Source organism: Streptomyces sp. NPDC048590, from assembly GCF_043199535.1.
Lineage (GTDB): Bacteria > Actinomycetota > Actinomycetes > Streptomycetales > Streptomycetaceae > Streptomyces.
In genome coordinates this window covers 47,728-62,238 of sequence record NZ_JBICWC010000013.1, presented here as the reverse complement: position 1 = coordinate 62,238, position 14,511 = coordinate 47,728, and the positions used below count along the sequence as shown (strand labels likewise).

The window sequence follows — 14,511 nt, the reverse complement described above, 5'->3', positions numbered from 1 at the left end:
TCGCACATGAGTAACACCACCCCCCACATCCCCTACCGCATGGTGCGCAAGGGCGTCGTGATGTCCCCGCTGCCCGGTGAGGCGAACGAGACCGAGGGTGTGCTGAACCCCGCCGCGGGCCGTACCCCGGACGGCAAGCTCCACCTGCTGCCGAGGCTGGTCTCCGAGGGCAACGTCTCCCGTGTCGGCCTCGCCGAGGTCACCTTCGACGAGGACGGCGTACCCGACGGCGTCGAGCGCCGAGGCGTGGTCCTCGCCCCCGACGAGGGCTGGGAGCGCGGCAAGAACAACGCGGGCGTAGAGGACCCCCGCATCACCTGGATCCCCTCGCTCGGCAAGCACGTGATGAGCTACGTCGCCTACGGCCCGCTCGGCCCCAAGCCGGCGCTCGCCGTCTCCGAGAACCTCACCGAGTGGACCCGGCTCGGACCGATCCAGTTCCAGTACCAGGCGGACCTGGACACCGACCTCAACCTCTTCCCGAACAAGGACGTCGTCCACTTCCCCGAGCCGGTCCCCGGCCCGGACGGCGAGATGGCGTACGCGATGCTGCACCGGCCCATGTGGGACCTGGGCTGGTTCCGCCCGGGCGAGGGCGTGCACCTGCCCGCCGGTGTCACCGACGAGCGTCCCGGCATCTGGATCTCCTACGTCCCCGTCGCCGAGGTCGAGGCCGACATCCGCGCCCTGACCCGCCCCCGCGACCACCGCCTGGTGGCGCTGTCGGAGTACCCGTGGGAGTCGCTGAAGATCGGCGGCGGCCCGGCGCCGATCCGGGTGCCCGAAGGCTGGCTGCTGATCCACCACGGTGTGTCCGGCTCCATCGAGGACCCGTGGGCGCAGAACCAGGACGTGTCGTACGCGGCCGGAGCGATGATCCTCGACCCGGCGGACCCGTCGCGTGTCCTCGCCCGGTCCGACAAGCCGCTGATGGCCCCGGAGACCGAGGAGGAGCGCGCGGGCACCGTCCCGAACGTCGTCTTCCCGACGGCCATCGAGGAGATCGACGGCGCGCTGTACGTCTTCTACGGCATGGCCGACGCGCACATCGGCGTCGCCCTCCTGGAGCGCACGGCATGACCGGCGCCCCCGCACCCGTGGGTGTCGGTCTGGTCGGCTGCGGCGGATTCGCCGAGTTCGTCCTGGACGCCGTGGCCGGCCTGCCCGGTCTGCGCCTGGCGGCCGTCGCCGACCCCTCGCGCGAACGGGCGGAGCGGCTCGGGACCCGGCACGGGGTGCCGGCGCTCGCCGGTCTCGACGAACTGCTGGCGCGCGACGACGTGTCGGCCGTGCTGATCGCGACACCGCCCGCCACGCACGCCGCGATGGCCACCACCGCACTGCGTGCGGGGCGCCACGTCTTCTGCGAGAAACCCCTCGCCACCACGACCGAGGACGCGGCGGCGGTCGCCCGTGAGGCCGAACGTGCCGGCCGCGTCCTGGTCGTGGACCACGTACTGCGCTACAACCCGCTGCTGCGCGCCGTACGGCGCCTGACCGACCGGGGGCTGCTGGCGCCCCCGCGCCGGTTCCTCTTCGAGAACGACGCCTCGGACGAGGACCTCGGACCCGGCCACTGGTTCTGGGACCCGGAGCACAGCGGGGGGATATTCGTCGAGCACGGCGTGCACTTCTTCGACGCCGCCCGGGAGCTGATCGGCTCGGACCCTGTCAGCGTGCGTGCCACGGCCGTGGCACGTCCCGGCGGTCCCGTGGACATGGTGAGCGCCGATGTCGTCCACCCCGGTGGGGTTCTCGCCTCGCACCTCCACTCCTTCACCCACGCCCACCGCGCGGAACGTCAGCTGATACGCCTGGACCACGGATTCGCCGAGACGCGGATCAGCGGCTGGATCCCCGTGCGTGCGGAGATCTCCGCGTGGACGGACGAGGAGGGCGCCCGGAGCTGGGAGGGGATCCCCCACGAGACGGCCGGACTGCTGGCCGTGGACGGCTTCCGGCCGCACGGCGAGGAGCGTGTCACGGTGCGTGTGGAGCGTGACGCGGGCGGCGCCGCTCCGGCCCGCGGGCGCGGAGAGCCGCGCACCGTACCCCACCACGTCGGGGTCGTCGTCGACCTGGGCGGAGAGGCCCGCAAGCCGTACGTGTACGCGCAGAGCGTGCGCGCCGCGATGGCCGACCTGGTACGGGCGGTGTCCGAGGGCACGGCCCCGGTGGCGGACGCCAGGAGCGGGCTGAGCGCCGTCGCGGTGGCCGAGGCCGCGACCGTAGCCGCCCGGACCGGCCGCGATCAGGCAGTGACGTACGACGGGGGTGCGGCATGAACTGGTGGCAGGACATGGTCTGTTACGAGGTCTACCCCCGTGCCTTCGCCGACTCCGACGGCGACGGCGTCGGCGACCTGCCAGGAGTCACCGCGCGCCTCGCGCACATCAGGGAGCTGGGCGCGGACGCCGTCTGGATCACACCGTTCTACCCCTCACCGCTGGCCGACGGTGGCTACGACATCGCGGACCACACCGGTGTCGCCGAAGACCTCGGGACCCCCGAGGACGTCGACCGGCTGACCGCCCGCGCCCACGAGTTGGGGCTCAAGCTGATCGTCGACCTGGTCCCGAACCACACCTCCGACCGGCACCCCTGGTTTCAGGAGGCACTCGCGGCCGGCCCCGGTTCCGCGGAGCGGGAGATGTACCTCTTCCGCGACGGCCGGGGCGCGCACGGTGAACTGCCCCCCAACGACTGGGTGTCCGCGTTCGGCGGACCCGCCTGGAGCAGGACCGGGGACGGCGAGTGGTACTGCCACCTGCACGCGCCCGAGCAACCCGACCTGAACTGGCGCAACCCCAAGGTCCAGGACGCGTTCACCGAGGTGCTCCGGCACTGGCTCGACCGGGGCGTGGACGGCTTCCGCGTCGATGTCGCGCACGCCCTGTTCAAGGCCGAGGGACTGCCCGACGCCGGCCCCGGCCAGCACCGGGACCCGCTGCGCAACCACCTGATGCCGTACTACGACCAGGAGGAGCTGCACCCGCTCTACCGCCGCTGGCGGGCGCTGCTGGACACCCATCCGGCGCCGCCGGGCGCGGTGGCACCCGAGCACCGGGTGATGGTCGCGGAGTCCGCGGTCTTCGACCCGGAGCGGCTGGCCCGCTACATCAGACCCGACGAGATGCACCAGGCGTTCAACTTCGCCTTCCTGGAGGCCCCCTGGGACGCGCCGGAACTGCGTCGCGTGATCGACGGATCGTTCGCCGTGCCGGGGAGCGCCGTCACCTGGCTGCTGTCCAGCCACGACGCGGTGCGTCCGGTGACCCGGTACGGATCACCCGCCCGAGCCCGCGCCGCCGCGCTGCTGATGCTGGCACTGCCCGGATCCGCCTACCTCTACCAGGGCGAGGAACTGGGCCTGCCCCAGGCCCAGGTGCCGGAGAGCCGCATCCTCGATCCGCTGTGGGAACGCTCCGGCCGCACCGAACGGGGCCGCGACGGTGCCCGGGTGCCGCTTCCCTGGTCCGGCGAGGCCGCACCCTACGGCTTCACGACCGCGCCGCCCGACGAGACCTGGCTTCCGCAGCCCGACGACTGGGCCCGGCTCACGGCCGCGGCCCAGGAACAGGACCCGGACTCCACCCTCCGCCTCTACCGGGCGGCGCTGCGACTGCGGCGTGCCCACCCCGCGCCGGACCCGGCGGCCCCGCCGTCCTGGCTCTCCGCACCCGGAGCGCACCACCTCGCCCTCCGCCGCGGAGACCTCACCTGCGTGGTCAACCTGGACGGCCGGCCCCTGCCGCTGGACACCCTCGGCCTGACCGGCCGGCCGGTGCTGAGCAGCGGCGAGCCGGTCACGGACCTGCTGCCACCCGACACCGCCGTATGGCTCACCGAAGGAGACCCCGATGGCGCCCACTGCTGAACCGGCGCACCGTACCGACCTGTCCGGCCTGGTCAAGGCCTATGACATACGCGGACTGGTCCCCGACCAGTGGGACGAGGCGACGGCGGAACTCTTCGGCGCCGCGTTCGTGCGGGTCACCGGCGCCGCGGCGATCGTCACCGGACACGACATGCGGCCGTCCTCGCCGGGGCTCGCCGAGGCGTTCGCCCGCGGTGCCCGCGCGCAGGGAGCCGACGTCACCGAGACGGGCCTCTGCTCCACCGACCAGCTCTACTTCGCCTCGGGCTCGCTCGGACTGCCCGGCGCCATGTTCACCGCCTCGCACAACCCGGCCCGGTACAACGGCATCAAGCTGTGCCGGGCGGGCGCCGTTCCCGTCGGGCAGGACACCGGACTCGCCGACATCCGCACGCTCGTCGAGCGCTGGACGGACGAAGGCGCTCCCGAACCCGCCGCCCGGCAGGGCTCGGTGACGCGCCGGGAGACGTTGGGGGAGTACGCCGCGCACCTGCGCTCGCTCGTCGACCTCGGCTCCGTCAGGCCGCTGAAGGTGGTCGTCGACGCGGGCAACGGCATGGCCGGGCACACCGTCCCGGCCGTGCTCGCGGGGCTGCCGCTCGATGTGGTCCCGATGTACTTCGAGCTGGACGGGACGTTCCCGAACCACGAGGCCAATCCACTGGACCCGGCCAACATCGTGGACCTGCGTGCCCGGGTCCGGGCCGAGGGGGCCGACCTCGGCCTCGCCTTCGACGGGGACGCGGACCGCTGCTTCGTCGTCGACGAGAACGGCGACCCCGTATCCCCCTCGGCCGTCACCGCGCTCGTCGCCTCCCGCGAGCTCGCCCGCTACCCGGGCGCCCGGGTGATCCACAACCTGATCACCTCGCGCACGGTGCCCGAGGTGATCCGTGAGGCCGGGGGCACCCCCGTCCGTACCCGGGTCGGACACTCGTTCATCAAGGCGGAGATGGCCCGTACCGGCGCGGTGTTCGGCGGGGAACACTCCGCGCACTACTACTTCCGTGACTTCTGGAACGCGGACACGGGCATGCTCGCGGCCCTGCACGTGCTCGCCGCCCTCGGCGAGCAGAGCGGGCCGCTCTCCGCGCTGACCGGCCGGTTCGAGCGCTACGCGGCCTCCGGCGAGATCAATTCCACGGTCACCGACCCGGCCGGGCGTACGGCAGCGGTCCGTGACGCGTGGGAGCGGGGCGAAGGGGTGAGCGTGGACGAACTCGACGGCCTGACGGTGAGCGGCCCCGACTGGTGGTTCAACCTCCGGCCGTCCAACACGGAACCGCTGCTCCGGCTCAATGTGGAGGCGCGTGACGAGATGACGATGAGCCGCCTCCGCGACGCGGTGCTCGCCGTCGTCCGAGTCTGAGCGCGGGGCCGGGCCGGACGACGGCCCGGCCCCGGGATGCCCGCTCAGGCTCCGGTGGAACTCCGCGTGGGCGCGGGAGCGGCGTCCGCCGGGCCCGAGACCTTCCGGTCGCCCGCCCGCAGCACCCCGGCCGCCAGAACCAGGCCGAAGGCCAGGGCCGTGACCACACCGAAGGACACCACCAGCGACGTCGCCTCGGCCAGCGAGCCGATCAGCGAGGGGGCGACGAGTCCACAGGTGTAGGTGACGGTCGCGACGCCCGCGATGGCCTGGCTGGGGTTCGGTCCGCTGCGCCCGGCCGCGGCGAAGGCCAGCGGGACCACCACCGCCACACCGAGCCCGAGCAGCCCGAACCCGCACATCGCGACGGCCGGGGCGGGGGCGACCACGACCAGCAGCCCTCCGGCGGTCGCCAGCAGCCCGCCGGTCCGCACGGTCCGTACGGCGCCGAAGCGGTCGACGACCCTGTCCCCGGCGATCCGGGCCACCGCCATCGTGAGGGCGAACGCCGTGGTGGACGCGGCCGCGAGCCCGGCGGAGCCGCCGAGGACGTCCTTCAGGTAGACCGCGGACCAGTCCAGGCTCGCGCCCTCCGCGAACACCGCGCAGAACCCGACGGCGCCGATGATCAGAGCGGACCTGGGCGGCAGGGCGAAGCGGGGCGGCGGCTCCTCGTCCTGGGCGCTGCGCAGGTCGAGGACGTCCCGGCAGGCGATCAGGCCCAGGGCTGTCAGGACGAGCGCCATGACGGTGTGGTGGAGCCGGGCGTCGGTCCCGATGTGGGCGGCCACCGTCCCCGCGGCCGAGCCGATCAGCGCGCCGACGCTCCACATGCCGTGCAGCCCAGACATGATCGACTTGTCGAGGCGGTTCTCCACCTCGATCCCGAGCGCGTTCATCGCCACGTCGGACATCCCCGCCGTGGCCCCGTACACGAGGAGCGCGGCGCAGAGAGCCACGAGGTTCGGCGCCAGCGCGGGCAGGATCAGCGCCAGCGTCCACAGCGACAACAGGCCGCGCAGCGCCGTACGGGCCCCGAAGCGGTGACTGATCCGGCTCGCCAGGGGCATGGCCAGCGAGGCGCCGATGGCGGGGAAGGCCAGGGCGAGCCCGAGCTGCCCGGCGCTCACCGAGGCGTGGTCCTGGATCCACGGGACCCGGGTCGCGAAGCTCCCGGTCACCGCGCCGTGCACGGTGAAGACCGCGGCGACCGCGTACCTGGCCCTTCTGACCCGCTCCGTGCCGAAGACCGGGACCTCTGGATCCTTCGTCATACGCCGTGCCCTCCCTCTGGACGCCCTCGCTCGTCGGCGTCCACGACGCCGCCTCCCACCGGATGGGTAAACTATCAGGAACCCTGCCTGATAAATACCCCACGGCGTGGGACGGTCAGTGATCTGGAAGGATCCCGGCATGCCCGCATCCCCGAGCACCGCCCGAGCCATCAACGACCGGCTCGCCCTGCGACTGCTCCAGCAGGACGGCCCGCTGACGGCCACTCAGCTGAAGTCGCAGACCGGACTGTCCCGCCCCACGGTCTCCGATCTGGTGGACCGGCTGCAGGGCGCCGGCCTCATCCGCGTCGTCGGCGAGAGCGGCTCGGACCGCCGCGGTCCCAACGCCCGGCTGTACGGGATCGTCGCCGACCGTGCCCACCTCGCCGCTCTCGACGTACGTATGGACAGCGTGGCCGTGGCCGTGACGGACCTGCTGGGCGTCACCCTCGCCGAGGCCACCCTCCCGATCGCCGGCGACACCGGGACGCGGCCTGCCGTCGAGCGTGCCGCGGCACTGCTGGAGCGGACCGCCCGCACCGCGGGCACGGCGCCTCTGCACAGCGTGGGGATCGGGGCCCCCGGGCTGATCGACCCCGTGACCGGTGAGCTCAGGAACACCGCCAGGCTTCCGGCCTGGCACCGGGACCTGGTCGGCGAGCTCCAGCAACGCCTCTCCGCCACCGTCCTGGTGGAGAACGAGACCAATCTCGCCGCGATCGCGGAGCACCGGGTGGGCGCCGCGCAGGACCGGGACACCTTCGTCCTCCTGTGGCTCGGCCACGGTGTCGGTGCCGCTGTCATGCTCGACGGGAAGCTGCGCCGCGGCGCCTCGGGCGGGGCGGGCGAGATCGGCTTCCTGCCGATGCCCGGGACCTCCGGGGTCCCGTCGGCCGACAACTGCGAAGGCGGGTTCCACTCCCTGGCAGGCTCGGCCGCCGTCCGCGACCTGGCCTCCGGACACGGCATCGACGCCGGGCGGTCCTCCGACGACGACACGCAGGAGCCGGCCGCGGTGTCCGTGGTCCGGGCGGCGCTGCGGGCGGACGGGCCGGGCGCGGCGGCCTTCCTGGGGGCGCTCGCCGACCGGCTGGCTCTCGGTGCCGCGGCCGTCGTCTCCGTGCTCGATCCCGGATGCCTCGTCCTGGCCGGTGAGGTCGGGCGTGCCGGGGGCGACGAGCTGGCCTCGCTGGTGGAGGAACGGCTGGCGCGGATGTCACCGCTGCGCACGGAGGTCAGGGCGGGTGTGCTGGGCGGGGGTGCGGTCCTGCGTGGCGCCCTCTTCGCCGCGCAGGACGCGGCGCAGGACGCCCTGTTCGCGCCGGGAGTGCCGAGCGCGACGGTCTGACGGCCTGACGGGCGCTCGGCCCTCGCCTCCTGCCGCGCGCCTCGGCCCCATCTCCTGCCCTGCGTCGCGTCCCCTTCTGCTGCGCGCCTCCGCCCCGCCTCCTGCCACGCCCGGCCCGTACGACGGAGCCCCGCGGTGACCGGCGGTGCGCCGGTCACCGCGGGGCGGTGTGTCCGTGGAACGCTTGGTCCCAGGGATGGGATCAGCAGGCCCCGAGGTCCTGCCAGACACCCCACTCACCCGTGGTGCCGGGGGTCTCGCCCTTCGTCCACCAGCGGGCCTTCCAGGTGTGCGAGCCGTGGCTCACCGTGGAGCCGCCCCCGTACTCGGCCGTGGCGCTCCACGCCGCCGCCGTGCAGCTGCCGCCGCCCGTGCTCGACGTCGGGCTCGGAGTGGGGGTCGGGGTGGGAGACGTGGGCGTCGGGGTCGGGGTCGGCGTCGAGCCGGTCCCCGGCTGGACGACGGTGGTGCCACGGGCCAGGTCACCCGCGAGAGCGTACGTGGAACCCCCGAAGGTAACGGTCCAGTTGGACGGCGTCGACGTCGGGAGGTAGTAGACGAAGTCCAGCTGCACGGAGGCGCCAGGAGCCAGCGTCTGCCACGACGGCAGCTTCAGCGAGACCCTGTTGTAGTCACCCTTCAGCCCGCCGACGTTGTTCGCCGCGGTGTGGTCGCTGCGCACGATCTTCGTACCGAAGCCGGACTGGTCCTTGGCGTTGGCGGGTGCGGAGGTCGCGTAGTCGAACTGGAACTCCGTGCCCCCGGGCAGCGTCGCCGTGGTGTTGTTGGTGATCTTCAGCTTGGGGCTGATCGGGTAGTTGGAGTCACCCAGCGGGAACTGGTCGAACGACACGTCGATGTCGAGTGCCTGGGAGGGAAGGCCGATGGTGGACCGCTTCGCGCCGTACGGCGAGGCCGACTTGAAGGTGTCGTAGAGCGACGAGGTCAGCGTCGATCCCGGCTCGTACTGGCCCTTGGCGGCGTTCCACGCGTAGTCGCCGGCGAGCTCCCAGATCATCGTGCCGCCGATGCCCTTGTCGACGACGTAGTTCGCCTTGGCGGCCACCGACTGCTCGTCCTCGGTGGAGAGGAACACCTTCTTCTGGGCGTTCCACAGCCATGGCGCGACGAGCGTGGAGTCGTAGTTGCGGACGTAGGTGCCGGTCAGCTGGGTCGACGCGGGGATGCCGAACTTCGTGACGTAGTCGCCGACCACGCCCTTCTCGAGGTTCTTCGCGTGCCACATCGGGTTGGAACCGGCAGGAGACTCCTTGCCGTTGGTGTCCAGGTCGTGCCAGAGGTTGTCGATGCCGACCGCTCCGTCACCGCACTTGGTCAGGCCGGCGCCCGCCGGGCAGTCCGTCGTGGCGGCCTTGCCCCACAGGCCGTTCGTGCCGCCCTGGACGTTCTTGAAGCCCCGTGTGTAGTAGGGGAGTCCGATGTTGATCCGGCCGGCCGGCATCGAGCCGCGGAAGTAGTGGTAGGCCCAGTCGGTGTTGAGGTACCCGACGCCTCCGTACTGCGAGGTGGAGTAGACCCCGGCCTGGGCGAGCTCGGCGTCCTTGCCGTCGTCGAACAGCGAGGCGTTGGGGCCGACGTACTCGTTCCAGGCGCCGTGCAGGTCGTAGGACATGATGTTCACGTAGTCCAGGTACTTCTGGACCTGGAAGGTCTCCATCCCGCGCAGCAGGTAGCCGGAGGAGGGGGCGGCGACCGTCAGCATGTAGTGCTTGCCGTCGGCGGCCGACGCGCGGTCCAGCTTCTCGCGCAGGGTCTTCATCAGGGCGGCGTAGCTCTTGACGAGACCGGCGCGGCGGGCGTTGGCCAGGGTGTGGTCCAGCGGGTTGCCCGCGTCCTTCATCGTCGTCGGGTACTCGTAGTCGATGTCGACCCCGTTGAACCCGTACTTCTTGATGAACGCGACGGTGGAGTCGGCGAAGGTGTTGATGCCGGTCTGGTTCACCGAGCCGTCGGCGTTCGTGGTCATCGAGTAGAAGCCGCCGGAGTCCACCCGGGCGCCCTTGTCGTCGAAGTAGCCACCGGTCTCGGCCCAACCGCCGACGGAGACCAGGGTCTTCACGTTCGGGTGCTGCTTCTTGAATTTGTTCAGCAGGTTGAAGTGGCCCTTGTAGGGGAGCGCGGGGTCCATCTCGGCTCCCGTGACGCCCGGCCAGGTCATCCCGGTGGAGGCGTTGTCGGGACCGTCGGTGCCCACGGAGATCTTGTTGCCGCCGTCGACGTGCGCGAAGGCGTAGTTGAGGTGGGTGACCTTGTCCCACGGGATGTCCGAGGCGAGGTAGGCCGGCTTGCCGTCCTTGCCCGTACGCCAGTTGGTGAAGTAGCCGATGACGCGCCGCTGGTGGTCGGCGCCCATCTTCTCGCGGCCCTCGCTGTCGTAGACCGAGCAGTAGGGGACGTCGACACCGGGGGTCTCGTAGAGCCCGTCGGGCCGACAGGACTCCTGGTCGGCCGCGGCGGCCGACGGGGACACGGTGAGAGAACCCAGCAGCAGGGCGGCGGCTGCGCCGGCTGCCATCAGGGTGGCTCTCGCGCGGGTGGGGGACAGCATGTGTTGATCCTCCTGGGAGGTCGGCAGAACACAACTGGCATACGGGGATGGCATTGCGTGGTGTCCGGGTGTGCGCACACCCTGCGGACGTTCCTCGGGAGGTGGAGCAGAGATTAAGAGGACTAGACCAATGAGTCAATAGGTACGGACCATTCGCCCTGGGCGGGGGGCATCGCAGGTCACGGCGGTGGTCTCCGTCCTGCGACGGCTTGTTGCCTCGTCCTGATGGGGGAGGGGCGGCTGTACGCTCGCGGAAAGGTGGAGAGGTGACCGGGGGCAGGACCACTTTCGACCGAGAACCGGCGGGTGGTGGGTCATCTCCTGGCTGCGGGGTCGAACACGCGGGCCGTCGCAGCAAGCGTGAGCGCGCAAGCGCGTCGAGGCCGGGAATCCATGCGTACGTTGACCTGTCGGATCTGCGTTTTAACCGCTGCGCGAGGCCAGGACGGCGAAGGATCACACTGCCGAGCTGGGGGCGCGCCGATTCAAGGCGGATTCCCTTGTGGGGCGGCGGCTTGGACCGAGGCCCCCGTTGCGATGCTCTGGCCCCGAATCCTGTCCGCCGGATAGTGTGATCGCCGGGGCGAAGTTGGCTAACTCCGGTGAAACTCACCGGTGTTGAATGTCGATTACGGGGGAGAGCTCGTGGCTGGTTGGTGGCGAAAGAAGTCCGCGTCGGAGAAGAACGTGCCTGAGAAGGACGTGCCTGAGAAGGACGTGCCTGTCACGGGCGAGCCGGAGTTCTCGGCCGGATCGGCGCGCGGGAAGCTGCCTGCGCATATCGACGGACCTGGCGGGCGGCGGGGGGTGACGCTCGCCGTGCACGATGACGGCGTGGTGCTGACCGGCGGCGATGAGCGCCGCGCCTTCCAGTGGTCGGAGGTTGCCCACGTGTGGCACGCCAACGACATGGACGGCGAAGCGGCCGACGGTTTGATGATCACGAAGTGGCTGCATGAACTGCTGCTGGAGTTCACCGACGGCACGGTCGTGGGCTCACTGCTGGCCGACCCGCCCGTCGTCACGCCGGAGCCCGCCTTCCGTACCGGCCAGTTGTCGTCCTCGCCCCCCTCTGTCATCGCGCCGCTGATGCAGCGCGTCATCGCTCCTGTGACCGAACTGCATCTCGCCAGGGCGAAGGCGACGCTCGCGGCCGGCGGCCAGGTGGATTTCGGCCCACTGACCGCCACGGCGTACGGGCTGCACCATGACGGCAAGAAGATCCCCTGGCACACCATCACCTCGTGCCGCTACAGCGTCGTCATCTTCTCCGAGGACGAGGAGGAACTGGGCGCGATGCTCCGCGTGGAGTACGAAGTCGACGGCGGCGAGTTCGGATTCCCGTTCGCCTGGCTGCGGATACCGGCGCTGGACGTCCCGGACCTGGATGTCCTGGTGCGGCTCGCCGAAGACAGCCGCACCTGAGCAGCAGTGACCCCGCCACGATCGGCTGCACCACTCTCCCATCGTCCTGGGTGGTGACGCAGGAGTGCAGCGGGTCGCGCACGGGTTCGAGGAAGCCGTGCGGGCCCTGATCTCTGGCGACTGGGACATGACGTTCTTCTAGTCGCCCCAGCCTCAGGTGAAGAAGAGTGCTGGGTCGTACCGAGGGCGGCCACCGGGCGGTGGTCTCGCAGGCCGGGGGTGCGCTGCTGGTCTTGCCAGGATCACGCACTGCCCGAGCCCTCCGCCCGTCGGCTGAAGTAGGAACCAGGACCTCAGAATCCTCATTCTCGCTGGTCAAGGGCGCTTCTCACTTACTTGCCCATCCGTCGGACAGCCCGCTCCCGTGAAGGCGGGTTAGGCTGCACTGATCGTTGCGGAAGAATCTTGACCACTGAGGAAGGCGCGGTACGGATGCCCCGAGCCATGCGGCAGGGCGGACCGGTGAAGAACCCCTCGGCGCCTCGACTGCCGTCCCAGCTCGACCCGGCGGAACCATGGCGGGACGCCCTGGAGGACGACGCGACCGTGAAGGGCGTCGCGTATGTCGGCACCTCGTTCGCCGGTGTGCATGCCGAGGCGTTCGAGGCTGAGAGCTGCCGGTTCGAGGGGGTCCGCTTCTCCGGGGCCATGATTCGGCAGAGCCAGTTCTCCGACTCGGTCCTCGACACCTGTGACTTCGCCGAGCTGAAGGCCGGCGATGTCTCCCTGATCCGCTGCACTGTGTCGGGCAGTCGTGTCACCGGATCGTCGTGGAGATCTTCGACCTTCCGTGATGTGCGTTTCGAGGGCGGCAAGGCCGACCACGTGCTTTTCCGTGAGTGCAGGTTCTACAGCGTCGCCTTCGAGGACGTCCCCATGCGCGGTGTGGACTTCCAGAGGTCCGAGATGCACAACGTCCGGTTCACCAACTGCGACCTCACAGGCGCCCAGTTCGCGCACCTGGTTCCGGGAAGCGTCCGCTTCGAGAACTGCACCCTTGCCGACGTGGGCGGCGCGGCCTCACTCAGGGGAGTCGTGGTGAAGGGTCCGGGCTCGATGGAACTGGCTCTGAGTCTGGCGAGCGAGGCCGGCATCGTCTTCGAGTAGTTCGCTGCCAGTGGTTCGTCGGCTGGTAAGCGGCGAGCTCGGGGCTCGAAGCGCTGTGGGCCCGACACGCACACCCCACTCCCAGCGATTGCAGAATGATGGTGGCCGCCGTCCGAGGGCCCCGGCACGGGCCAACTCGGACTTCGCCGTGTCGGTCAGCTGTCGCTGTCCGTCGCGCCGATGCGCAGGTCGAGGGTCCAGTTCTGGCCGACGAGATCCTTGCCGTAGCTGTGGTGGCGCTCCTCGTCGGCGAGGGTGAAGCCGAAGCTTCGGTAGAGCTTCCGCGCCGCAGTGAGCACGTCGTTGGTCCGCAGCGTCACCCGCTCATAACCCGCTTCACGGGCGAAGGTGAGGCACTCCTCCACCAGGTGCGTCCCGAGGCGAAGGCCTCTGCCCTCCGGGGTGACGAGCAGAATCCGCAGTTTGGCCACTTCCGGCCGGTCGCCCGCGACGAGGAAGACGCAGCCCACGCGTCGGCCGCCGACCTCGGCGATCCAGCCCGCCTCTCGTGCCGGATCGTGCCTGGTTCCGTAGTCGGCGACGATATTGGCGACCAGGACCTCGAAGTCCGTGTTCCAGCCGAACTGCTGGTCGTATGCCTCACCGTGGGCCATCACGACCCATCCCAGGTCGCCGGGACGGTCGGCGCGGCGTATGACGACTTGCTTCTGATCTTGCTGATGCATGCGCTGCTCTCCCGGCCCCGCGACTGAACCGCACTACTGAAACGACTGTTTCAGTTAGGCTAGCTGCATGTCCAGGGAAGCGCCAACCCCCTCCGCCCGGCAGGCCGAGCTGCTGGAAGCGGCCTACCGGTACGCCCTCGCCCACGGTCTGACCGACCTGTCGCTGCGCCCGCTGGCTGAGGCCATCGGCTCCAGTCCACGGGTCCTGCTCTTCCTCTTCGAGAGCAAGGACGGTCTGCTGCGGGCGCTCCTGGCGCGCGCCCGGGCCGACGAGCTGGCACTCCTGGACCGGGCCCGGCAGCCGGACGGCCCCGGTGGACTCGTGCCCGCCGTCGAACGGCTCTGGACGTGGCTCGCCGCGAAGGAGCATCGGCCGCTGCTGCGGCTATGGGCCGAGGCGTACACCCGCTCCCTCGTCCAGCCCGACGGGGCCTGGGCGGGATTCGCCCGGGCGACGGTGGAGGACTGGCTCGGCGTCCTGGCCGGCTTCCAGCCGCCGTCCGAGCGCGACAGCGAGGACGGTGTCACCTGCCGGACCCTGGCCCTGGCCGTTCTGCGGGGCGCCCTGCTCGACCTCCTCGCCACCGACGACGATGCGCGGCTCACCGTGGCCGTCGAGCACCAGCTCGCCCTGCTGCACGCCGGCACCACAGGCGCCTGACGCCTGACCCCCTCGATGCCGGACCGGTCCTCCTCCAGCTCCGGCACGTCTGCGGCGCGGCCTCAACATGATCTCGGCCAAGCCGATCGAAACGGACACCCGCCAACGGTCTGCGGATACGGGACCGCCCTCGACTCTGCGTGCACGTCGCGTTCGGCAGGGGGTGTTGCATCCGGAGGCCGACCGGCTCACGCG

At 71.0% G+C, this 14,511-nt stretch carries 11 protein-coding genes; 8 read left to right on the top strand and 3 right to left on the bottom strand.

Annotated elements, in window-relative coordinates:
- The first annotated feature begins 6 nt into the window (after window positions 1–6).
- The 4 genes from ACGFNN_RS31025 to ACGFNN_RS31010 are packed head-to-tail and all read left to right on the top strand — an operon-like array spanning window position 7 to window position 5,246.
- Entirely contained in the window at window positions 7–1,080 is a 1,074-nt protein-coding gene (locus tag ACGFNN_RS31025; protein WP_393560935.1) for a glycosidase, read from the top strand.
- Window positions 1,077–2,285, top strand: coding sequence for a Gfo/Idh/MocA family protein (locus tag ACGFNN_RS31020; RefSeq protein ID WP_393560933.1), 1,209 nt, complete (start codon window positions 1,077–1,079; stop codon window positions 2,283–2,285). The genes ACGFNN_RS31025 and ACGFNN_RS31020 overlap by 4 nt, the downstream gene beginning before the upstream one ends.
- Complete coding sequence (locus tag ACGFNN_RS31015) at window positions 2,282–3,877, top strand: glycoside hydrolase family 13 protein (protein WP_393560931.1); 1,596 nt, start codon at window positions 2,282–2,284, stop codon at window positions 3,875–3,877. The genes ACGFNN_RS31020 and ACGFNN_RS31015 overlap by 4 nt, the downstream gene beginning before the upstream one ends.
- Window positions 3,861–5,246 (top strand): phosphomannomutase/phosphoglucomutase, encoded by a 1,386-nt coding sequence (locus ACGFNN_RS31010; protein ID WP_393560929.1) that lies wholly within the window; start codon window positions 3,861–3,863, stop codon window positions 5,244–5,246. Before ACGFNN_RS31015 ends, ACGFNN_RS31010 begins: the two co-directional genes overlap by 17 nt.
- 44 nt (window positions 5,247–5,290) lie before the next feature.
- Here the strand turns inward: ACGFNN_RS31010 and ACGFNN_RS31005 are convergent, their stop codons facing one another.
- A complete protein-coding gene (locus ACGFNN_RS31005; protein ID WP_393560927.1) occupies window positions 5,291–6,520 on the bottom strand; it encodes an MFS transporter in 1,230 nt (409 codons plus the stop codon).
- A 139-nt stretch (window positions 6,521–6,659) separates the two neighbouring features.
- Here ACGFNN_RS31005 and ACGFNN_RS31000 point away from each other — a divergent pair, with 139 nt between their 5' ends.
- Window positions 6,660–7,868, top strand: coding sequence for an ROK family transcriptional regulator (locus ACGFNN_RS31000; protein WP_393560925.1), 1,209 nt, complete (start codon window positions 6,660–6,662; stop codon window positions 7,866–7,868).
- Between the two features lie 202 nt (window positions 7,869–8,070).
- On the opposite strand, the gene ACGFNN_RS30995 is transcribed toward ACGFNN_RS31000, so the two are convergent.
- The gene (locus tag ACGFNN_RS30995; RefSeq protein WP_393560923.1) at window positions 8,071–10,437 is read right to left on the bottom strand and encodes a chitinase C-terminal domain-containing protein; all 2,367 of its coding nucleotides are present in this window, start codon (window positions 10,435–10,437) and stop codon (window positions 8,071–8,073) included.
- Between the two features lie 687 nt (window positions 10,438–11,124).
- Here ACGFNN_RS30995 and ACGFNN_RS30990 point away from each other — a divergent pair.
- Together ACGFNN_RS30990 and ACGFNN_RS30985 are read left to right on the top strand one after the other, a co-directional pair.
- On the top strand, window positions 11,125–11,862 hold the full coding sequence (locus tag ACGFNN_RS30990; RefSeq protein ID WP_393560921.1) for a hypothetical protein: 738 nt from the start codon (window positions 11,125–11,127) through the stop codon (window positions 11,860–11,862).
- A 405-nt stretch (window positions 11,863–12,267) separates the two neighbouring features.
- Window positions 12,268–12,969, top strand: a complete 702-nt coding sequence (locus tag ACGFNN_RS30985) for a pentapeptide repeat-containing protein (protein ID WP_393560919.1) — start codon at window positions 12,268–12,270, stop codon at window positions 12,967–12,969.
- Between the two features lie 155 nt (window positions 12,970–13,124).
- Here ACGFNN_RS30985 and ACGFNN_RS30980 read toward each other — a convergent pair whose 3' ends face one another.
- The gene (locus ACGFNN_RS30980) at window positions 13,125–13,655 is read right to left on the bottom strand and encodes a GNAT family N-acetyltransferase (protein ID WP_393560917.1); all 531 of its coding nucleotides are present in this window, start codon (window positions 13,653–13,655) and stop codon (window positions 13,125–13,127) included.
- A 67-nt stretch (window positions 13,656–13,722) separates the two neighbouring features.
- Here ACGFNN_RS30980 and ACGFNN_RS30975 point away from each other — a divergent pair, with 67 nt between their 5' ends.
- Window positions 13,723–14,316, top strand: a complete 594-nt coding sequence (locus tag ACGFNN_RS30975; protein WP_393560915.1) for a TetR family transcriptional regulator — start codon at window positions 13,723–13,725, stop codon at window positions 14,314–14,316.
- Window positions 14,317–14,511: the final 195 nt, after the last annotated feature.